23 protein-coding genes are annotated in these 20,154 nt (G+C 36.8%); 11 read left to right on the forward strand and 12 right to left on the reverse strand.

Going from position 1 to position 20,154, the window contains the following annotated elements; genetic code table 11:
• Positions 1-36: 36 nt before the first annotated feature.
• Complete coding sequence (locus BN3107_RS01835) at positions 37-921, forward strand: TIGR01777 family oxidoreductase (protein ID WP_058305938.1); 885 nt, start codon at positions 37-39, stop codon at positions 919-921.
• 98 nt (positions 922-1,019) lie between these two features.
• Here BN3107_RS01835 and BN3107_RS20195 read toward each other — a convergent pair whose 3' ends face one another.
• The 3 genes from BN3107_RS20195 to BN3107_RS01845 all read right to left on the reverse strand — a co-directional run bounded on the left by BN3107_RS20195 (position 1,020) and on the right by BN3107_RS01845 (position 3,639).
• Positions 1,020-1,154 carry a hypothetical protein gene (locus tag BN3107_RS20195; protein WP_262359928.1) on the reverse strand — a complete coding sequence of 45 codons (135 nt, stop codon included), beginning with the start codon at positions 1,152-1,154 and terminating at the stop codon, positions 1,020-1,022.
• Positions 1,155-1,266: 112 nt separating this feature from the next.
• Entirely contained in the window at positions 1,267-2,439 is a 1,173-nt protein-coding gene (locus BN3107_RS01840; RefSeq protein WP_058305939.1) for a TraB/GumN family protein, read from the reverse strand.
• Between the two features lie 471 nt (positions 2,440-2,910).
• Positions 2,911-3,639: a GntR family transcriptional regulator gene (locus tag BN3107_RS01845; protein WP_058305940.1), complete on the reverse strand. Its 729-nt coding sequence runs from the start codon at positions 3,637-3,639 to the stop codon at positions 2,911-2,913.
• A gap of 131 nt (positions 3,640-3,770) precedes the next feature.
• Between BN3107_RS01845 and nagA the strand changes: the two genes are divergently transcribed.
• Entirely contained in the window at positions 3,771-4,949 is a 1,179-nt protein-coding gene (gene nagA / locus BN3107_RS01850; protein ID WP_058305941.1) for an N-acetylglucosamine-6-phosphate deacetylase, read from the forward strand.
• On the forward strand, positions 4,936-5,655 hold the full coding sequence (gene nagB, locus BN3107_RS01855) for a glucosamine-6-phosphate deaminase (RefSeq protein WP_058305942.1): 720 nt from the start codon (positions 4,936-4,938) through the stop codon (positions 5,653-5,655). Before nagA ends, nagB begins: the two co-directional genes overlap by 14 nt.
• A 42-nt stretch (positions 5,656-5,697) precedes the next feature.
• Here the strand turns inward: nagB and BN3107_RS01860 are convergent, their stop codons facing one another.
• Both BN3107_RS01860 and BN3107_RS01865 read right to left on the reverse strand, forming a co-directional pair.
• Positions 5,698-6,345 carry a class F sortase gene (locus BN3107_RS01860; RefSeq protein WP_058305943.1) on the reverse strand — a complete coding sequence of 216 codons (648 nt, stop codon included), beginning with the start codon at positions 6,343-6,345 and terminating at the stop codon, positions 5,698-5,700.
• On the reverse strand, positions 6,345-7,154 hold the full coding sequence (locus BN3107_RS01865; RefSeq protein WP_058305944.1) for a DUF4397 domain-containing protein: 810 nt from the start codon (positions 7,152-7,154) through the stop codon (positions 6,345-6,347). The genes BN3107_RS01860 and BN3107_RS01865 overlap by 1 nt, the downstream gene beginning before the upstream one ends.
• A gap of 341 nt (positions 7,155-7,495) precedes the next feature.
• Here BN3107_RS01865 and BN3107_RS01870 point away from each other — a divergent pair, with 341 nt between their 5' ends.
• The gene (locus tag BN3107_RS01870; RefSeq protein ID WP_058305945.1) at positions 7,496-8,329 is read left to right on the forward strand and encodes a CAP domain-containing protein; all 834 of its coding nucleotides are present in this window, start codon (positions 7,496-7,498) and stop codon (positions 8,327-8,329) included.
• A 103-nt stretch (positions 8,330-8,432) separates the two neighbouring features.
• Here BN3107_RS01870 and BN3107_RS01875 read toward each other — a convergent pair whose 3' ends face one another.
• The 3 genes from BN3107_RS01875 to BN3107_RS01885 all read right to left on the reverse strand — a co-directional run bounded on the left by BN3107_RS01875 (position 8,433) and on the right by BN3107_RS01885 (position 10,874).
• Positions 8,433-9,263 (reverse strand): DUF1206 domain-containing protein, encoded by an 831-nt coding sequence (locus BN3107_RS01875; protein ID WP_058305946.1) that lies wholly within the window; start codon positions 9,261-9,263, stop codon positions 8,433-8,435.
• Positions 9,264-9,355: 92 nt separating this feature from the next.
• A complete protein-coding gene (locus tag BN3107_RS01880) occupies positions 9,356-10,210 on the reverse strand; it encodes an MBL fold metallo-hydrolase (protein ID WP_058305947.1) in 855 nt (284 codons plus the stop codon).
• A complete protein-coding gene (locus BN3107_RS01885; protein WP_231735233.1) occupies positions 10,200-10,874 on the reverse strand; it encodes an HAD family hydrolase in 675 nt (224 codons plus the stop codon). Before BN3107_RS01885 ends, BN3107_RS01880 begins: the two co-directional genes overlap by 11 nt.
• A gap of 101 nt (positions 10,875-10,975) precedes the next feature.
• Between BN3107_RS01885 and BN3107_RS01890 the strand changes: the two genes are divergently transcribed.
• Both BN3107_RS01890 and BN3107_RS01895 read left to right on the forward strand, forming a co-directional pair.
• On the forward strand, positions 10,976-11,428 hold the full coding sequence (locus BN3107_RS01890; RefSeq protein ID WP_058305949.1) for a DUF2243 domain-containing protein: 453 nt from the start codon (positions 10,976-10,978) through the stop codon (positions 11,426-11,428).
• On the forward strand, positions 11,421-12,218 hold the full coding sequence (locus BN3107_RS01895; RefSeq protein WP_058305950.1) for a cytochrome c oxidase assembly protein: 798 nt from the start codon (positions 11,421-11,423) through the stop codon (positions 12,216-12,218). The genes BN3107_RS01890 and BN3107_RS01895 overlap by 8 nt, the downstream gene beginning before the upstream one ends.
• Before the next feature lie 89 nt (positions 12,219-12,307).
• On the opposite strand, the gene BN3107_RS01900 is transcribed toward BN3107_RS01895, so the two are convergent.
• The 4 genes from BN3107_RS01900 to BN3107_RS01915 all read right to left on the reverse strand — a co-directional run bounded on the left by BN3107_RS01900 (position 12,308) and on the right by BN3107_RS01915 (position 17,868).
• Positions 12,308-13,795, reverse strand: a complete 1,488-nt coding sequence (locus tag BN3107_RS01900; RefSeq protein ID WP_331456348.1) for a sugar porter family MFS transporter — start codon at positions 13,793-13,795, stop codon at positions 12,308-12,310.
• Positions 13,796-13,904: 109 nt separating this feature from the next.
• A complete protein-coding gene (locus BN3107_RS01905; protein ID WP_058305952.1) occupies positions 13,905-15,455 on the reverse strand; it encodes an AraC family transcriptional regulator in 1,551 nt (516 codons plus the stop codon).
• Positions 15,452-16,876: a sensor histidine kinase gene (locus BN3107_RS01910; protein WP_058305953.1), complete on the reverse strand. Its 1,425-nt coding sequence runs from the start codon at positions 16,874-16,876 to the stop codon at positions 15,452-15,454. Before BN3107_RS01910 ends, BN3107_RS01905 begins: the two co-directional genes overlap by 4 nt.
• Positions 16,873-17,868 (reverse strand): sugar-binding protein, encoded by a 996-nt coding sequence (locus tag BN3107_RS01915; RefSeq protein ID WP_058305954.1) that lies wholly within the window; start codon positions 17,866-17,868, stop codon positions 16,873-16,875. The genes BN3107_RS01910 and BN3107_RS01915 overlap by 4 nt, the downstream gene beginning before the upstream one ends.
• A gap of 144 nt (positions 17,869-18,012) precedes the next feature.
• Between BN3107_RS01915 and BN3107_RS01920 the strand changes: the two genes are divergently transcribed.
• The 5 genes from BN3107_RS01920 (at position 18,013) to BN3107_RS01935 (ending at position 20,143) form a co-directional block, all read left to right on the forward strand.
• Positions 18,013-18,339, forward strand: coding sequence for a four-helix bundle copper-binding protein (locus BN3107_RS01920; protein WP_058305955.1), 327 nt, complete (start codon positions 18,013-18,015; stop codon positions 18,337-18,339).
• Positions 18,340-18,363: 24 nt separating this feature from the next.
• Complete coding sequence (locus BN3107_RS01925) at positions 18,364-18,813, forward strand: DUF2188 domain-containing protein (protein WP_058305956.1); 450 nt, start codon at positions 18,364-18,366, stop codon at positions 18,811-18,813.
• Positions 18,814-18,888: 75 nt separating this feature from the next.
• Positions 18,889-19,011, forward strand: a complete 123-nt coding sequence (locus BN3107_RS20200; RefSeq protein WP_262359929.1) for a hypothetical protein — start codon at positions 18,889-18,891, stop codon at positions 19,009-19,011.
• Between the two features lie 319 nt (positions 19,012-19,330).
• On the forward strand, positions 19,331-19,795 hold the full coding sequence (locus BN3107_RS01930) for an SRPBCC family protein (RefSeq protein ID WP_058305957.1): 465 nt from the start codon (positions 19,331-19,333) through the stop codon (positions 19,793-19,795).
• Positions 19,796-20,143 carry a DUF1801 domain-containing protein gene (locus BN3107_RS01935; RefSeq protein ID WP_058305958.1) on the forward strand — a complete coding sequence of 116 codons (348 nt, stop codon included), beginning with the start codon at positions 19,796-19,798 and terminating at the stop codon, positions 20,141-20,143.
• Positions 20,144-20,154 lie beyond the last annotated feature (11 nt).

A 20,154-nucleotide genomic window follows, 5' to 3' on the forward strand; every position in this document is an offset into this window, starting at 1 on the left:
ATGATAAAGAAAATGCAAAAATTGGGAGTGTAGCAGATGCAACCAAAAGTGGTATTAGCAGGTGGAACTGGATTTATCGGAAATTATTTTAAACAGCAATTTATTAAAAAGGGTTATGACGTTAAAATTATTGCGCGCCGATCTCCAGCTATTACATGGAATGATCAAGAGGCGCTGATCGAAGCATTAGAAAACGCAGAATTAGTTATTAATTTAGCAGGTAAATCGGTGAACTGTCGCTATCACGAAAAAAACAAAAAGGAAATCATCACTTCTCGAACAGGGACGACAAAGTTGCTTGGGGATGCCATTAAGAAATGTGTCAATCCTCCTGAGTTATGGATTAATTCTAGTACGGCAACGATTTACCGTCATGCGGAAGATCGGCCAATGACCGAAGAGAATGGAGAGATAGGCTCAGGTTTCTCTGTAGATGTAGCTACTAAATGGGAAAAAGCTTTTTTTCGTTTTTCATTACCACATACGCGTCAAGTTGCCCTAAGAATTGCAATCGTCCTTGGACCTAATGGCGGTGTGATCACTCCATATAAAAACTTAGTTTCATACGGACTTGGCGGCATCCAAGGGAATGGAAACCAAATGTTTAGTTGGATACATGTGGAGGACTTATTTCAGATTACACAATTTCTAAAAAAGGAAAAACAACTAACAGGTGTGTTTAACTGTTCTTCACCAAATCCAATTCCAAACCACCATTTAATGCGGGCATTACGCCAACATTTGAATCGTCCGATAGGGTTACCAGCTCCTGCACCGTTATTGGAACTAGGCGCTATTTTTCTAAGAACGGAAACAGAGCTTATTTTGAAAAGCAGGTGGGCTCTGCCTAAACGATTAGTAGATGCAGGTTATGTTTTTCAATATGCAACAATTGAACAAACAATCGAAGACATACTCTAGTTAGGAAGCAAAATTCGTTTACATCGCACACATATTTCTTGTATAATAGAAATAGAATATGGAGTGAGTGCGAGGAATTCTCCTCACACTCATGTGGTTTACTTGGGTCGTCGCTTGGCAGAGCGATGATCCTTTTTCTTATGTTTTTTTAAGTTCATAATTGCAGTTGTTAAGTTCAGACAAGCAACTACAATGCTCACACTTAAAGCAACCAACGTTAATACCACTTCCATATTCCCCACCCCCTTTCTTTCGAGAGGGTTGTCTTTAGTATAACACATAACAGAACAAACGTTCTACTCAAAGATAAAAAAGTGGACTTTTCTCCTAGAAAAGTCCATTTTCTTATAAACTATTAATAAATACACGTACAATATCGGTACCCGCTATAATGGTTCCTAAGGTACTTCCCAAGTTTGCAAACACAATAATTAAAAGTATTCTCGTCACTTTATTGTGCCAGAAGCCTTTTACCGTATGGGCATCGTCTGATAAAGATTCAAAATCAGATACGTGCGGTTTTTTTACTAGTGCTTGAACAAATCCTGCAAACCATCCCGCTGCCATCAGTGGATTAAGTGATGTAATCGGAGCTGCAACTAGTGCAGTCAATACCGCTAACGGATGGCCCAAGGCAAGCACTACACCTAATGCCGAAAAGCCACCATTCCAGATCAGCCAACTCATCACCTGTTGCCATCCTGAAACAGGATCAGATAAAAAGGTGTAAGCAATTAACGCAATAATAACCACTGGAATCGACCAACCAATAATCTTCGGTGCTTTTGACTTAGGTGGCAATTTCGTTAGTTTTTTCAAATCCTGCTCTTTATGAATTTCTTTTGTTATTCCTGGGACATGAGCAGCACCTAGAACGGCTACAATTTTTTCGCCGGGTGCTTTTTTAATCTTTTGTGCTAAGTATTGATCGCGCTCATCTATTAATGGTTTCTTTAAGCGAGGAAAAGCTTGAGAGAATTCGCTTAAAACACTATCGATGGAATCTTGTGTTTTCATTTTTTCTAATTCCTCTTCGGTAATGGATTCTTTAGAAAACACACCACCTAATACCTGTGTTAATAACATCATTTTCCCTTTAAATCCAATACTTCCCCATATGCGGGCAAACGTTATTTGAATATTTCGATCCGCTAACACTAATTCTGCTCCAATATCGTCTGCAGACTCAATACCTTGGATCATTTCTTGTCCAGGTTGAATACCAAACTGTTTTGCCATTCGTTTTTGAAATGAAGAAATCGCTAAATTCATTAACAATAGCGTTGCTTTTTTTTCTTTGATTACCTGAAAAATGTCCATATCCTTCCACTTGCTACCATTCACAACCGATTCATAGCGTTGTTTATCAAGCTCGACACATACCGAATCCGGCTGCTCAGCTTCAATAACTTGCTTTACTTGCTCAGCACTTTGTTTGGAAACATGTGCTGTGCCAATTAGTATGTATTCTTTCCCATCTAGTTCAATTCTTGTTATATTTTGATTTTCATCTGTCATCAAAGAAACCTTCCTTTTTTAGAGAAACTATACTGACTAGTATATATGATTCCTAGTGAAATGAATACTATATTTATCTTGAATATTAGCTAAAAAAATAGGTTTAGATATCTTCTATAGAGGGTAATGCTTATTACAAGGCGAAACACTTCTAGTGAAAGGCACAGCCTTGGCGGAAAATTTGCTTAACTGACGAAAGAAACTCGTCAAGTGTAAGATTAATGTTGTAAGTGATTTTTTGTGGAAAGTGCTTTTGATACTGGCTAATGTGAGATTGTGATCGTTGCAATATTCCTACCGAATAAGGTAAGAGCCAGTTGCTTCAAACTGCTAAAGACGAGTGAAGAACGGTCGTCAGTTGCAAGACAGTTTGCTCAAGACAAAAAGAACGGTATCAACAACCAAATAGGAAAATATTCAAATTTTCCGCGTGCAAGGAAGAGACATGGTCCCTAACGGAGCATGTCTCTTCTATTCTGTTCGTGGCAACTGTACCGAATATTTATATTTATCTGCTCTGTAGCTTGTCTGAACATATTCAAAAGGGATATCGCCTTTGATATAGGTTAAGCGGTGAATCAGTAAGATAGGTGAGTCTTTTTCAATTTGCAATAGATTACTTTCCACCTCTTTGGCCAAGGTCGCTTCAATCTCTTGTTCGCCATGAGATATGATATAGTTCAATTCCTCTTCAATATATCGATAAAAAGATCGAGTCATTTCTTCTTCATTCAAACCCTTCGCAATCGCTACAGGTATATAGGATATTTCAAAAGCGATCGGGATATTATCCGCTTTGCGCAGACGCTTTATCATATATATTTCTTCCGACTGATTTATTTGTAAATGTTCAGCAATGTTGTGTGGTGCTGGAACTTTTTCAAAAGCGATAATTTCTGACGTAGCTTGCAATCCTTTCTGGTGCATCTCTTCACTAAAGCTAGTAATACCAGTCAAATGATGATTTAACTTTTGTTCCGCTACAAAAGTCCCTCGTCCTTTTTCTCTTACTAACAACCCTTCGCTCGTCAAGGTATGCAATGCCTGTCTGATGGTCATCCTACTAATATTATATCGTTCCGTATAAACACGCTCTGAAGGAAGCAATTGACCGGGTTTTAGCTTTCCTGATTTAATTTGTTCTCTTATTTCTTGTTCGATTTGGTAGTAAATCGGAAGGGGAGAATTTTTATCTATCAACGTAACCCGCTCCTTTGTCCTTAATACATTATATTTTAACAAAAACTTGTAAATATGTATACACATTTAAATGTCTAGACATATATACAATAAGATGATATTATTTTGTTAATATGATGAGGAGGATTCAAATGAAACAACCTCTATTACTACACAATATAAAGATATACACCGAAAAAAGTATTATTGAGAATGGATATATTCTAATACAAGAAGGCATCATAGCTAAAATTGGTACAGGTCAACCACCAAATTTAGAGCAAGCAAAAGCAATCGATGGAAGGAAGTTACATGCTATACCCGGTTTCATTGATGGACATATTCATGGAGCGAATGGAGCGGATGTGATGGACGGAACTCCAGATGCCATTAAACGCATTGCTGCTTTTTTACCTAATGAAGGGGTAACAAGCTTTTTACCAACAACGATCACACAACACCCATCTTCTATTACTTCCGCTCTCAAAAATATAGCGGAATACAACCCTCAAGCAACTGAGGCTGAAATCGTTGGCATTCATCTCGAAGGTCCATTTATAGCAAAACAGAAAGCTGGAGCCCAACCAGTTGAATATATCCAAAAGCCATCTATTGAACAATTCGCATATTGGCAGGATAGTGCAAAAGGAAAAATAAAAACCGTTACAATCGCACCGGAATTAGACGAAATGGCAGGATTGATGACTTTCTTATCCGAACAAAATGTTAATATTTCTGCAGGTCATACAAATGCTACATTCAAAGATATAAAGAAAGCATTAAAACAAGGATTACAACAGTTAACCCATTTGTGTAATGCAATGAACGGCATTCATCATCGCGAGATTGGCCCAATCGGTGCTGCTTTCACATTTTCACAATTACGTTCGGAAATTATTGCTGATGGTATTCATGTGGCACCGGAAATGCTAAAGCTAGTATATGACAATATTGGCAGTGAAAATCTTTTATTGATTACAGATTCGATGCGAGCTAAAGGGTTATCTTCAGGTGTTTATGATTTAGGTGGATATCAAGTAACTGTTGAAGCGGATAAAGCCACCTTAGAAGATGGCACGTTAGCCGGCAGTACCTTAACTATGATCGATGCTGCTAAAAACATGCGAAAATACGCACATGCTTCAGTTAGAGACATTATCAAAATGGCTTCGGTAAACCCAGCTAAACAAATCGATATTTATACACAGAAAGGTAGTTTACAAGAAGGAAAAGTCGCTGATATGTTGTTAGTGGATGAGGAGCTCAACCTTCACTACACGATTTGTCAAGGATCTATTGCTTTTAAGGAGGGTCAGGATGCAGATTATTAAAGCAGAAAACTATCAGGAGATGAGTAAGATTGCTTCTAATATTGTAATTAATAAAATACAGTCGATCCATCATCCTGTCTTAGGACTTGCCACTGGTTCTACCCCAATAGGTTTATATAAAAAACTTATTTCTGAACACCGTGATGGAACGATTTCTTTTAAAAATACAGTGACTTTTAATCTAGATGAATACATTGGATTGCCAGCTGAACATGCTAATAGTTATCGTCAGTACATGAATAATCAGCTATTTCAACATATTGACATCCCCTCAAATCAAACGAATATACCAAATGGTATGGCAGTTGATTTTCATGAGGAATGCCGCAGATATGATGCATTAATAGAAGAAGCAGGCGAAATTGATCTGCAAATATTAGGATTAGGCAATAATGGGCATATCGGTTTTAACGAACCTGGCACTCCTTTTAACCAAAGTACACATATAGTAGAACTCGCTCCGTCTACGATTGAAGCTAATGCTCGTTTTTTTGATAGTCTTGATGAGGTTCCTACACAAGCAATTACGATGGGGATCGAAACCATTATGCGAAGTAAAGAGATTTTGTTACTTGTAGCAGGTGAAGAGAAAAAGGATGCGTATAGACAGCTATTAAAAGGGAAGGTCACAGAGGATTTCCCTGCTTCCGTTTTGCACAATCACAAAAATTGCACCGTCATCGTCGATAAAACCATCTTAACTTAGAGAAAAAAAAGAGACATTGTCTATGTAATCAGACTATGTCTCTCATTCTTTCAAAACCGTATAAACTGCCAATCGTTCTTCATGTGTCTCCATTGATTGATTATATAAGCCTGTACATGTCAAAAGATTTAAACGCTTTTCATCAGTAGGACCAAATATCTCTCTGATTGGTGCATCATCATAAGGATATGCCTCAATACGTTCTACAACAAAAGTTAACGTTTCTTCATTATCACCTTCTATGATGACCTCTGCACCTATTTCAATATTTTCTAGCTGAAAAAACACTGCTGGACCTTGATAATCATCAACATGGCCAGCTAAGACGGAATTGCCATTTGCTCCTGGCATACGTCCAAGTTCAAACCAAGCGACTTCTTCTCCATTATCAGGAACAACCATTTCACCTTGATCATTTAATCCTGTGTGGATGATTGGTGCATCGATTGCTAAAGAAGGAATACGGATTGCTACAGGTTGGTCGACTATAACCTGTTCTTTCTTCTCTGTACTATCCGTTTTATCCGTTATTTGCTTATGCTCTATTTCTATGGAACTTACTGTATGAGCACTTATATTTACTTGCTGTTCCATTGCTTGTGTCTTATTTAATGAAGTATAGAAAGTAGCAGATCCTCCTATAATTAGGAGAACCGCTACCAGCCATATTATTCGTTGGCCCATCATCATTATGATTGATTCATTGATTTTTTACGAGTAATGGCAAATCCCGCAAGTACTGCACCAGCTAAAGCAGTTGCTAAACCAATCATCATTCCATTAGAATCTGATTGGGCACCACCCATACCAGTTTGTGGCATCTCACTAGGCATCATCGTATAATCTTCTAGCATCCATACTTCTAGGTTATCTGCTGTATTGATAGCAAACACACTATATACTGTGTTTTCCTCTAAAGTTGTTCCAGATAAATCCAATACCTGTGTACCATCTTCTGTACGAATTTCTAAATCATATGTTCCTGCCTCTAATTCAGAGTAGTCTGTAATTGCTGGGAACGAAGCTCCAGAGAATAACGCATCTCCATCGATTACACCTACATCAACAGTTGGAGCATCTGGTGACAGGTGACCCACTCTAACCTTTGTCATTCCTTCTGATACTTCCATGGAATCCATTGCTACTTCTAACGATAAATTTTCGAGCATTCCTGTTGCTGCTACAGTATATGCTTGTCCAGCTTCTACCGTAAGTGTGGTTTCGATTACCGGATCTTCTTCTCCATATGTTCCTGCAGCATAAATTGCTACATCATGATCACCCGCCGGAACGGACATATAATCTGTCGCATCTTTAAAAGCTGCTCCTTCAACTGTAGCTTCATCATTGACATAAACATCGACTTCAGGTGCATCAGGTGACGCATGCAGTATTCGAACCATTGCCTCTTCCCCATCATGATTGTCAGCCGATACAGCACCCACAAACAATGACGACATTAAAACGATTACAAAAAACATGGATAAAAACTTTTTCACACTCAACATCTCCTTTTGTATAGTTTTTGTATAACTTATCTGATCGTTTTCCCCTTATTTTATTTTATAAACCTGTTTTGCTAAATTTATTTCAAAAACCGTTAACTTTGAAAAGTTACTGAAATATCTTGTTACAATTTCCCTTTTATTTATCGATGTCAAGATTACTTTTTTAAATATTATTTCTATTGTTTCCTATATTTGGATTAAAAATTAAGTACTCTCCTTATCAAATAAGGAAGAGTATTTACTGGTTGTAAAATGGGTTTTTATTCCAAAATTATTACAAAAATCCTGTGCTATGATAGAGTTGAAATTTCAAAAAAGAGGAGTGTTTTTGCATGATTAAGAAATTAAGCATAACAGGGATAATGATCAGTGCATTCGTGTTTGGTAGTGGATTTTCAGCTGAAGATGCTGCTTCCGCAAAACATCATAGCAAGAGTACAATCTTTCAAACTATTAATTCAGAAAGATTCTCTGAATCCGATATTCAAACATTAATAGATAAATTGCTAACAGATTGGACAGTAGAACAAGAACAGCCAAAAGAAGAGGAAGCACCTGTTCTTGAAGTTCCAGAAGAAACAAAAGAAACAACACCTGCTGAACCAGCTGAAGAAAAACAAGAGGAAGCAGATCAAGAAGGTCAAGAACAAGCTAATATAGAAAACAAGCAGCAAGAGCCCGTAAAGGAAGAACCTAAAGAATCCACAGAAGAAGCCAAGCAAGAACAATCGGCTCCAACAGAAGAGGTTAAACAAGATGATACTGAAGACGAACCTGTATCAAATGATATCAATCAATTTGAAAGAGAAGTAGTAGAGCTTACTAACCAGGAACGTCAACAACAAGGGTTACCGGCTTTGAAATTGGATCAGGAACTAAGCAAAGTAGCTCGAAATAAATCTCAAGATATGGCGGACAATGGCTATTTCAGCCACAATAGTCCAACATACGGTTCTCCTTTTGATATGATACAGCAAGCAGGAATTAACTATCAAACAGCTGGTGAAAATATTGCAAAAGGACAGCGCACACCGGAAGAAGTAGTCAATGGTTGGATGAATAGCGAAGGGCACCGTGCCAATATTTTAAATGGTGACTTTACCCATATTGGTGTAGGATTTGTCGAAGACGGAAACCACTGGACACAACAATTTATAGGAAAATGAAAACCAACAAACACCCTAGCGAATTAACTAGGGTGTTTGACTTTCTGTATATATTTATATATATGGATACAACATTAAAAAGGATCAATCAAGTGAATTTTCATTAATAGATATTCATATTACGATTCTTTCCCTTCATGATTTGGAAAACACCGTATAGTACAAGACCTATTGCAACTAGACCTAGCATCCACTGCCCAAACGGCTGCTGAGCAATTTTCTGAAGTGCACCGTCTAGACCTGCTTCCACTTGTAAGTCTTTGGTGAATCCGGTTGCCATAATAAAGAAACCTAAGACAAGAAATGTTATACCTCGAGCAATCAATCCGATTCTCCCTACTTTTTTACCTAGCTTTATTTCTTTTTTGCTCATTTCATTGAACTTAAACTTATCAACAAACTTCTCCTTGTAACCATTGATTATTTCGTTAATCCCGACAGAAGCTATTATTAATCCAATACTAAATACAATCCATTCCCCGAGGGGTAAATCCAATATGATACTGAGCCAGCTGGAACTACTAGAACTTTGGTTAGAGAGAAGCATAGAGAACGACTTGTACGCTAACGATAAATAGATACTTGCGCTTACGAGATATGTAATTCTCATAATTACGTCTTTTCCTTTATTGTTTTCTCTTGAAGGACCTTTGAAGAATTGCACAATCTTCCATCCACCATAGATTATTAAACCAATAGCAATAATCCAAACCAGAACATTGCCAAACGGTTCATTCGCAACAGCAGCAATGGCCCCAGATCCGTCTGTGGTTTGACCTCCCACACCTACAGCTGCCATGACGGAAAGGACGCCAACCAATATATAAACGATACCCTTTGCAATATATCCGCTACGAGCTATAGCCCTTAACCAAGGTTTTGCTTCATCTGTTGCTTTTTTTGCTTTTTGTTTTGTTTCCGAATGATTGGACATTTTGGTCATTACCTCCAGCTAAAAAATGATGATTATTTTCTCATACTTTTCCCTGAAGGCAACAAATTGAAACGCTAATGATTCTTGAAAATCTATACATTAATTTTATAAGTGTCATAGGCAAATTCAAGGTTGTATCCTTTATTATTATAATAGGTTGCTATTTCTTTCAAATCTAGATAACCCAATTGAGCTGCTTCTTCAATGTGCGTTAAGATAACCTTCTTTGCCTTTAATTGATCTATGATATGAATAGTTTCCTCGAAAGTAGCTTCTTCCTCTAGAACTGGGTGGTCTGCTTGAATTTTTCGTTCACCTGAAATAGGGTGATATTCAAAAACCCCTGTCGGTAATATAGCAATATCGATATTTTTCAGCTGTTCACTCGGCTGCCAATTATTTAATTCATCCATGGCAATCAGCACCTTTTTACTGCCATTGTCCAAAAGATAGGCATATACATATTCTTCTGCAAGTCGAATAGGCTGAATGGTTACCTCTTCGACACTAATTCTATCATCATCTTGTAATTGCACTACACGAGCGTATCCCTGCCGTTCCAAATGGGTTAGATGTTTATCAGTGCCAATATATGTAGCAAAATCTTTTTTTACTTGCTCTGGCAAATATACATTGATGGCCTCCGGATGCTCTGGATAATGGATCCAGTCTGCTGTAATAGATTCAATCACTCTTATTCCCATTACATGGTCTGGGTGCCAATGCGAATACAAAATCCCTTGAATTTGATCGACAGATGATCGATTTATTTGTACAGTGATCTCCTCTGGCGTATCTATTAATAGATTTGGTCCATGAACAAAAATACTAGGTCCTAATCTACTAAAAGGTACTCCTTTTTCTCTAGCTTCTTTACATACATCACAACTACATAGTGGTCTTGGAGTGGTCATCGCACCGGCTGTTCCTAAAAACTCAATTTCCATACGTTTCTCCTCCATTCCATTTAGTTATCCACAATTCTATTTCTCTTAAGTCTGTAATTGAAATAATCCCCTCGTAATTAGAAGCACTTCTCCACAGTACATTCATCCCAACTCTCTTTGCTGCGAACACATCATTTTCTAAATGATCGCCGATAAAAACACTTTGATCAGGAGGTACCTCTAACCTATCCAGTGCTCGTTGAAATATGATGGGATCAGGCTTTTTCACACCTTCTGATTCTGAGATGAGAATCGTATCAAAATAGGATGTTATTTGCAATGCTTGGATGTTGTTGATTTGAAATTGCTCTTTACCATTCGTAATCAGACCTAATTTGAAATGTTGTTCTTTTAAATTCTCTAACATGGGGATAAGATGTGGAAAAGGTATACAATGATGTTGAAAATTCTGTATATAATCCTCCAATAAGGCTTCTTTCGAAATATCTGTAATCGAAAATTCTGTCACGAGCTGTTCGTAGACAACGTCTTTCCAAACATATCCGTTTTTCTCTAATTGCACAAACCTTTTTTTATAATCATCTTTTGGAATGTGTTTTAAGGATGACAACCTGTCATATTGATTGGATAAGAAATGTAACACGGATTCTTTTCTGTTTAATAATGTTTCATCTAAATCGAATAGAACAGCTTTAACCATCATTTCACCACCTGTTATCCATCATTCTACCATATTTTACATATAATCGTTTATATGATAAATAGCATGGGTATCCTAATAGAGGGAAAAGAAAGGAGTTTATTATGGAAGATACAATCAACTATTCTTTTCGTAATATTTTATCTGGTATTTTGTTTGGACTTGGTATCGTAGCATTTGTTGATGAAGTGATATTCCATCAATTGCTTCATTGGCATCACTTTTATGACCAATCCACTACTAGTATTGGATTAATTTCTGATGGTTTATTTCATGCTTTCAGTTGGTTTGCAACGATCGGTGGTTTATTCATGTTCGCTGATCTAAGACGAAGGGCTGCTTTCGTTAAACATAAATGGTGGGGCGGTATACTTCTTGGTGGCGGTGGTTTTCAATTATATGACGGGATTATTCAGCACAAGCTTATGAGAATTCATCAAATTAGATATGTAGAGAATGTAATCATCTATGACATCATTTGGAATGTAATAGCTGTAGGGATGATCTTAATAGGGTTGATTCTATTAACTAGGAAAGGGACCATCGAACATGCATAATCAATCTGCACAGTTACTGGTTATAAGCCAAATACTTCTGACACTCCCTTTCCTCATCTGTTTCATCGCTTATGTTGTAGCACACGTAATATCTCATAGAAAAAGAAGGTCATGGCCTATTTTTCGCACAGCTTTATGGACGTTGGGAAGTTTTTCTGCACTTATATCTGTTATTGGTCCTTTAGCAGAAAGAGCTCATTCTGATTTCTTGTTACATATGGTTGTACACCTACTTTTAGGAATGGTGGCCCCTTTACTAATGGTTTTAGCTGCACCAATTACTTTAATCCTTAGAGCCTTACCGATACATCACGCAAAAATAGTAACGAGTATATTGAGGTCCTCTCCTTTTCGTGTTATGACAGATCCGTTAGTAACGGCGATATTAAATATAGGCGGGTTATGGCTATTATATACCACCAATCTTTTTGTTCTTATGCATCAGCACCTGTTTATATATGTCGTCGTCCATATTCATATCTTCCTTGCAGGTTATATCTTTACAGCTTCTTTGATTTATATTGATCCGTTACCACATCGAACTAGTTACCTTTATCGATCCATCATACTAATCGCAGCCTTAGCTGGACACGGTATTTTAGCAAAATTCATCTATGCCAATCCTCCAATAGGTATTCCTTCAGAGCAAGCTGAACAAGGCAGTATGCTCATGTTTTATGGAGGAGATATAGTGGATGTCGTAATTATTTTCATCTTATGTCTCCAATGGTATCGACAAACCAAACCAAGGGAAACAATAGACAACAATGAAACAACGTGGTCATTCTAAAAGGCAGAAAAGTCTTCACAACCACTAAGGCTTGGCCATTATATTAAAAATAAGCAGATCATACGACGATGATCTGCTTATTTCATATTTTAGGCTAGTTCCTCTTTTACTTGCTTCTCGTTTTCTTTTTGTTCTTTCGTTTTCCATAATTGGCCAATTTCTTCTAATGATTTGTTTTTTGTTTCTGGCACGATGGTCATAACAAAGATAAAGCAAATTACGTTGATCACTGCAAACATCCAGAACGTAAATGCACTGCCCATGTTGTTAATAAGCACTGGTGTAAATTGGCCAATCGCCCAATTTGCGCCCCATAAGAAAATTGTAGCAATCCCTACTGCCTTTGCACGTAAGTGGTTCGGGAAAATTTCCGGGATCATAATCCAAGGGATAGGTCCCATTGATACGCAGAACGCTGCTGTAAAACCAGCTATAAAGATAATTAAGAAAATTCCCGCATTGGGAAGGTCTAAATAGAATACAGCACCTATTAATACCATGAACACTGCCATCAAACTAGAACCAATTGCCATCAGTTTTTTACGACCTAATTTATCTATTAATAACAACGCCACAATCGTAAAGACTACCTGTACACTACCAATGATACTTGTAGCTAAAAATTCTGTATTATTCTCAAATCCGACACTTCTAAAAATATCTGGACCATAGTACGTTACCGCATTCATACCGATTACCTGATTAAACAGGGCCAAGAAAATACCTACACCCATTGCCATTCTTAGACCTGGTCTTAGTAATTCTTTTGCGGAACTGCTTTGTTCCACTTCAATCGATGCCTTTATTTCTTTTAATTCTTTCGCCGCTACTTTTTCACCGTTAATACGTTGCAAAATATGAAGCGCTTGTTTCTCGTCTTTTTTCTGTACTAAATATCGTGGACTTTCCGGTATAAAGAATAAAAGAATTAAGAAAATAATCCCTGGGATCGTTCCATAACCTAGCATCCATCTCCAACCAAGTTCAAGTCCCCATTCATATGTCCCACTGTTTGCTACACCATAATTAATATAAAAGGTAGCAGAGATACCTAGAATCGTAAATAACTGATACAACGATCCTAAACGACCACGAATTGCCGGTGGTGCACACTCACTAATATATGTTACCGATAATGCCGAAGCAAAACCGATTCCTAAACCACCTAGAATTCTAGCTAATACTAATGTTGTTACGTCAATGGCAAAGGCTGATCCTAATGCTGAAATGATAAAGAAAATAGCGGATACCATTAACAGTTTTTTACGACCCCACCGGTCACTTAAAAAGCCTGATAGCGCTACCCCTGTAACACCACCGATCATGACGCAGGAAATCACCCAACCTTCCATTGCCGGACTTAAATTATAGATTTCCTGCAAGTAACCGATTGCACCTGAAATAACAGCTGTATCAAAACCATATAATAACCCTGCCATCCCTGCTGCAGATGCAATAAGTATGACATACCAAAGTGAATGTTTCTTTTCCATGATGTTAATCCTCCCATATGATAAAGTGTGATATCGTTTTCTTTTACTTCTAAAGATTAAAGCCCTTTCTTTATACGCTTTCATTAACTGAAAAAAGCTTTTAACTTTAAACTATATCCAATTTATCATGTTTGCACTTTCATAAAAGGACAACCATCTTCACTTTTTTGCGAAATACTAGATTATCTTGTTATTATTGCTGGTTTCGATACTCTGTAGGATTTAGACCGAGCTCTTTTTTGAATACTCTGCTAAAATAATTGGGATCTTTATACCCAATCGTTAACGCCACTTCCTTTAGCGGCATATTATCATTCAGTAATAATGTTTTTGCTTTTTCTAGTCGATAGGAGGTTAAATATTCTACAAATGTTACTTGAAAATGTTCTTTAAATAATTTACTGAAATAATAAGAACTTAAACCGACCTTTTCTGCAACCTCTTCTAATTTCAGCGATGTGTGATAATGATGTTCGATATAATCCTTCGCTTCTAATAACAAGCCTCTTACCCCTTCGGAACGCCACTCACGTATTTTTCCGATGATGATTAATAAATGAGCCTTTGCTGCTTCTTTTATTTGCATCGTTGTCTCAAATTGGTCAAAGGTTATTTGAAAATCATCTTTAATTCCTAATTCCTTTGTAGTTCTCGTCAACACAATGAAAAAGTTTTCAATCGTTTTCTTAATAAGAACGACTTGATAATCAGCACTTTTTTGAATGGACTGAAAGTAATTATCAAATCGTTGTATCCCTGTTTGATGATCGCCTTTTTTCACTGCTTCAATTAGTGCTTTTTCCTGCTCAAATGGAAGCAGTTCTTTTCTTTTGGATTCAAGTTGATCCGTATATATGAGGTATTTTGCACCTTTATGACGCTGTACCAATTCTAATGCATAGATGGCCTCCTCATATGACCTGGAAAATTGTTGGAGTTCAAAAATCTTTTCTCCCACCCCAACAAATACCTGACTATTATCGATATTTTTTTGAACTGTTTGAATCATGTCTCTAGCAAATTGGTCTATCTCCGTGTTTTCTTGATCATATTTAACGAAAACCGGTACTTGAAAACCTGTAAGCGGACCAATAAAAGCAGTATAGTTGGTTTCTTCTAACGCTTGTTTTAATGCCTGATACCAGCTACTTCTTTGATCACGATCTATTTTTGAGTTATCAGCTTGAAACGAAAAGACTGCCACAACTCCTGTTGTATCTTGTAAGTCTAACCATTCCTGCCAATCTTCTGCTTCAAATTCATGCACATGATCCATCATCAGTGTTAAAATAAACTCCATCTCAACTAATGAACTAGCACTTTCTAAGCGGGTGTTAGTAGCTAGCTTTTCTGCGTCCTGTTCTTTCTCCTGCTTTATCTCTTCTACCATTCTGTCATATGCTTCTAACACTTCTGAGACTTTGCTTGGCTTTAATAAATATTCTTTTATGCCAAATTTCATCGCTATTTTTGCATATTGAAAGGTATCAAAAGCGGATACCATTATACATTTTGTCTGAGTCTGTTCTTGAAGTATTCTTTCTATCGCTACTAAACCATCAAATTCTGGCATTTTAATATCCATAAAAATAAGATCTGGTTGATGTAGCAAAGCTAAGTCGACGGCTTCTTTGCCATTTTTCGCCTGCGCTACTACTTCAAAATCTGAACGATTTCTATTTAATATCATTTCGATACCTTCACGTTCAATTGCCTCATCATCCACTAGCATGACTTTTATCATAGTGTTTCTCCTTTCGGTAACTTGATCATTACCTTTGTTCCTTTTCCAACTTGAGAGAAAATCGATACTTGTGCGTCTTTAGCAAATAACTTCAATCGATCGATTACATTACGCATGCCAATCCCTGTCGAATGTCCTTTGTTTCCTGACTGGTTAACGTTACTTTGGTCATCCCTTAAGAGCCGATCAATCGCTGTTTGCTCCATGCCTACTCCATTATCGATAATCTCAATATAGACATCCTCTTGTTTAGGATAGATTTTAAGCGTTATCTCAGCACCTTCAGCCATTTCTTCAATCCCATGCATGAAGGCATTTTCGATAATCGGTTGTAAGGTCAAACATGGAATAGCAACCGATAAGCATTCTTCTTCGATCTCTTGATGAAATGTGACACGATCACCAAACCTGGTTTTTTGTATAAAAAAGTACTCATTTACAATCCTGACCTCATCTTTTAAAGAAGTATCCCGTTCAAGATCGCCAATATTATAACGCAGTAAAGCAGAAACGGATGATATTAAGTCACTTGTTCGCTCCGCACCTTCAATATAAGAAGTTTTTGAGATCGTATTTAACGTGTTAAAAAGAAAATGAGGATTTATTTGGTTCTGCAGACTCTTTAACTCCATTTCCTTTAATAACTGAGCAAGTCGCGCTTTTTCTTCAATATCACTTACAGATTGTAAGATATTACGTTTCATCTGATTAAAAGTATCTGTTAATATTTTTAATTCGTCTTTTTGAGAAACCACGACATCTTCACCAGCATAATTTCCTTTTGAAATCTCTTTCGCTGCACTTGTTAAACGATCGATCACTTTGGTAATACCGTTAGAGAACCATAAAGCATAGAGGATACTCAACATAATAATCGAAACAAAAATGGCTGTCCCCATATTTTTTGTATCTTGCACTCGTTGATCTTCTAAAGCAATTAATGTTTGATATTGAGTTAACTTTTGATTAATTAATTCTAACGTTTTTTCATGAATATAGGTTGCTGTATTATCCGCTTCATTTAAGGAAAAGGAATACGCTTCTACATCGTCCTGATTTACTCCATTGACCGTTTGATCACTATGTTCGACAAAACTTCTAATTAAGTTAAGGTAATTTTGCTTAGAGACGCTATCTTCTGTCGCTACATCATATTGCTTTTGTAACTCTTCTAGTTCGGCTTTATCTTCCTGGTAGTAATTTAAATTCTCTTCGATTGGTTCGTGAACGTAAATTTGCAAGGACTGATAGGTTTGATCCGTAGTGTTGGTTATTTCATTTAATAAAAAGTAATGTTCGGAACTTTCATCATGTAATTCTACAATTTGCTGTGCGCTTTGCTCTCTTACAAAGAACAAAATGACAACAAGTAACAGAATTGCAGTAAAATATATCAATAGTTTAGTGCGAATTTTGATCACGGGTTATCACCCGCCTTCTGGATTTGCCCAAGATCATCCTTTCTTACAACCGAAACATCTGTATGGTAAACATCTTGAACAGATGAACCCTCCATGATGTCTAACATTAATTCAATACTATGATACCCCATCTCATAAGGCTTTTGTTCAATCAGTACGTCGATCTTATCTTCTTGTACTAATTGAATATTCTCTTCTAAAGTATCAAAATTAATCATATATAGATCATCCATCTCTAATGACTCCGCTGCAGCTACCATCCCGATACCGTCTAATGCACTAGTACCATACAAGGCAGTGATTTTAGGATTATCTGTTAACATTTTATAAGCTTTCTCCTCTGCCACTACTCGAGTAATGTTGGATTCTTCGATGGCAACTATTTCAATTCCTTCTTCTTGCTCGACTACCTCTCTAAATCCCTCTACACGCAATTGATGATGCGCATTACTAAAACTCCCTGTTACGATTCCAACTGTTGCTTCTCCACCCGTATCCTCTACTAATGTTCGACCAGCCAACTGACCTGCTGCATAATTATCTGTTCCTATATAGGTAGCTCGAGCACTGTCTGGGGCATCTGTATCTACCGTGATCACCGGAATCCCCTGATCAACTGCTTTATTAATCATTGGCAAAAAGTCATCATTTAATGCTTGCACAATGATACCATCTACTTGTGATTGTATGGCAATGTCGAGCAGTTTCAACTGCTCTTCTGGATTAGAACGTCTAGGTCCTTTATATTCAACAAAAACATCATAGTTCTTTTCTGTATCTTTCGCCCCTTCTCCAACCAAACGCCAATAGTCATGATCCATTTCTTCGCCAATTAACGCGAAATGATAAGTTGGACTGTCATCTTCACTTGTATTGAGCGACAGTGGTTTTGACTGGTATTGTTGTGACTGATTGTAAAAATATATCGCAAAACTAACTGTTACCAAAAAACAGATAATTAATATGGAATAAATAAACTTTTTTCGTTCCATAGAATCCCCTTCCAGAACAAGTCGATAAGAATTATGATAGCATACCCCTCTTCCATCAAGAAATAATAAAATTGTCTATGTTTATACTTAATAAAATTGGGAATGGTAGATTGTGTAATACAAATTAAAAATGGAGGGATTTTCATGAGTCACCAAAACTATCAAGATCTATTAGAAACATTACATGATTGTATGACAGAGTGTAACCATTGTTTTGATGCATGCTTACAGGAAGATGATGTAAAGATGATGGCCGAATGTATTCGACTCGACCGGGAATGCGCCGATATCTGTGGCTATTTAGAAGCTGCAATATCAAGAAATTCTCCATTTATTAAAGAATTGGCAGCTGTATGTGTAAAAATATGTACCGCTTGCGGGGAAGAATGTAAAAAGCACCAACACGATCACTGCCAAAAATGTGCTGATGCATGTTTTAACTGTGCTGAAGCTTGTAAAAAGCTTTCATAATATTAAGTAAAGGAGCGTGAAAAAATGCCTTGGGATACAGGGGATTATCCTAGCTCTTTAAAAAATTTAGATACTGCCACACGCAAAAAAGCGATCGATATTGCAAACGCAATGATTGATGAAGGATATAAAGAAGGACAGGCGATTCCAATCGCTACAGAGCAAGCAAAAGAATGGTATAACAATGCAACAGAAAAAGAGATCAATCAAGTCAAACAAATGAGTGATAACGATTTACGCTCACGTGACGAAGATCCACAGTCAAGCCGACCCGAATTATTAGATAAAGGGGAGCATGTCATTCCCCATGAGGATGGTTGGGCTGTAAAAACGCAGGATGCTAAACAGGCATCAGATGTTTTCTCAAATAAACAAGACGCTATTGATCGAGCAAAAGAAATAGCAGCTAATAAACAAACAACTGTTATTATTCATAAAAAAGATGGTTCCATACAAGAAAAACTCACTAAATAATATATTTGAAAATGTTTATAAAATCCAATTAAGGGTATTATTTGAATACAAAAGAAACGAAAGGAGACAAATCAGATGGCTGACAACAATCAGGGAAAAAGCGGTGAAAATCGCAAAGAAGATACAAACAAAGAATATGGCCGCCAAGGGAAATACGCAAAAGGGAATAAAAAGAATAATGACAATGATAATAACTAAATAACGAAGAAGGCTGATCAGAGGTATCTCACCCTTTGATCAGCCTTTTTCTATTTATTAGATTTATTTGAATCTTTCTACTTTTAATGAACTTGTATGTATCTTCATCTTCTATTTTTTTATATCAAGATGTAACATTTCTCTTGTTCTATGCTATGATTATTAGGAAACCAAATGTGCTGAATGGAATACATCTCATAATAATTATATCAGTTAAATTTAGAGGACAGTCTTATTATTAGCATTACAAATACACATATTCTTATTGTTATGACTTAGAATTGATATCCCATCACTGATTGAAGAGAGGACATCTAACATGAACAAGTGGACAAAGACAATTGAGATCCATGCACCAATCGAACAAATTTGGAGCTATTTCAATGGATCATTGGAGAATATGCAAAAAATGATGCCACAAGTAGTCGATCATGAACCAATAAAGCTAACTGAAAATGGTGTAGGAAGCATCTATCGCCAAAAATATCAAGAAGGCAAGCGCATCGAGGAATATGAGGTTGAAACGATTAGATACATAGATGAGGACCAGAAGAAAGAATTAATGATACAGTTCAAGCTTGCCAATATGTTCGACATCACGGCCCATTATATGTTAGAAAAAGTAGACAACGAAACAACCAGATTTACGTATGCGACAATAAATAATCCTCTTAAATGGTATGTGAAACCTTTCTTGCTGTTTGCTAGTGATAAAGTAGTCGTGAAATTTTTAGATAGAGTGAAGCATGTCGCAGAATCTGAGTATTCAGAGGAGAATAAATAGATGTCAGAAAAATCTGTCGAACAATATATTGTAAAATTTCCGAAAAACATTCAAGAAATAACTGTAGACCTGCATCACTTGATCCTTAATACTTCTAGTGAATGGACGGAGGAAATAAAGTGGGGGATGCCTTCCTATAGCATTCACAAAAACATTTGTTACCTTCAAGCTTCTAAAAATCATGTGAATCTGGGTTTCTATCACGGGGCACAATTAAAAGATACGTACCATTTGTTAGAAGGAACGGGTAAACAAATGCGCCATATCCGAGTGAAAAGGGTAGAAGATATCGATGAGTATACGCTTGAATTTTACATTAGAGAAGCTATCCAGCTTGATCAAAGTTAAGAGGACAGGCA

Origin of the sequence: Gracilibacillus massiliensis (assembly GCF_001458115.1) — a bacterium.
Taxonomy (GTDB): Bacteria; Bacillota; Bacilli; order Bacillales; family Amphibacillaceae; genus Gracilibacillus; species Gracilibacillus massiliensis.

Coding starts and splice junctions, on each gene's coding strand:
- BN3107_RS20200 (WP_262359929.1), top strand. CDS start 18,889: ATGGCTGACAACAATCAGGGAAAAAGCGGTGAAAATCGCAAAGAAGAT.
- BN3107_RS01840 (WP_058305939.1), bottom strand. CDS start 2,439: ATGACAGATGAAAATCAAAATATAACAAGAATTGAACTAGATGGGAAA.
- BN3107_RS01835 (WP_058305938.1), top strand. CDS start 37: ATGCAACCAAAAGTGGTATTAGCAGGTGGAACTGGATTTATCGGAAAT.
- nagB (WP_058305942.1), top strand. CDS start 4,936: ATGCAGATTATTAAAGCAGAAAACTATCAGGAGATGAGTAAGATTGCT.
- BN3107_RS01860 (WP_058305943.1), bottom strand. CDS start 6,345: ATGATGATGGGCCAACGAATAATATGGCTGGTAGCGGTTCTCCTAATT.
- BN3107_RS01885 (WP_231735233.1), bottom strand. CDS start 10,874: ATGATGGTTAAAGCTGTTCTATTCGATTTAGATGAAACATTATTAAAC.
- BN3107_RS01870 (WP_058305945.1), top strand. CDS start 7,496: ATGATTAAGAAATTAAGCATAACAGGGATAATGATCAGTGCATTCGTG.
- BN3107_RS01925 (WP_058305956.1), top strand. CDS start 18,364: ATGCCTTGGGATACAGGGGATTATCCTAGCTCTTTAAAAAATTTAGAT.
- BN3107_RS01930 (WP_058305957.1), top strand. CDS start 19,331: ATGAACAAGTGGACAAAGACAATTGAGATCCATGCACCAATCGAACAA.
- BN3107_RS01900 (WP_331456348.1), bottom strand. CDS start 13,795: ATGAAAGCGTATAAAGAAAGGGCTTTAATCTTTAGAAGTAAAAGAAAA.
- BN3107_RS01880 (WP_058305947.1), bottom strand. CDS start 10,210: ATGGAAATTGAGTTTTTAGGAACAGCCGGTGCGATGACCACTCCAAGA.
- nagA (WP_058305941.1), top strand. CDS start 3,771: ATGAAACAACCTCTATTACTACACAATATAAAGATATACACCGAAAAA.
- BN3107_RS01890 (WP_058305949.1), top strand. CDS start 10,976: ATGGAAGATACAATCAACTATTCTTTTCGTAATATTTTATCTGGTATT.
- BN3107_RS01935 (WP_058305958.1), top strand. CDS start 19,796: ATGTCAGAAAAATCTGTCGAACAATATATTGTAAAATTTCCGAAAAAC.
- BN3107_RS01895 (WP_058305950.1), top strand. CDS start 11,421: ATGCATAATCAATCTGCACAGTTACTGGTTATAAGCCAAATACTTCTG.
- BN3107_RS20195 (WP_262359928.1), bottom strand. CDS start 1,154: ATGGAAGTGGTATTAACGTTGGTTGCTTTAAGTGTGAGCATTGTAGTT.
- BN3107_RS01905 (WP_058305952.1), bottom strand. CDS start 15,455: ATGATAAAAGTCATGCTAGTGGATGATGAGGCAATTGAACGTGAAGGT.
- BN3107_RS01920 (WP_058305955.1), top strand. CDS start 18,013: ATGAGTCACCAAAACTATCAAGATCTATTAGAAACATTACATGATTGT.
- BN3107_RS01915 (WP_058305954.1), bottom strand. CDS start 17,868: ATGGAACGAAAAAAGTTTATTTATTCCATATTAATTATCTGTTTTTTG.
- BN3107_RS01875 (WP_058305946.1), bottom strand. CDS start 9,263: ATGTCCAATCATTCGGAAACAAAACAAAAAGCAAAAAAAGCAACAGAT.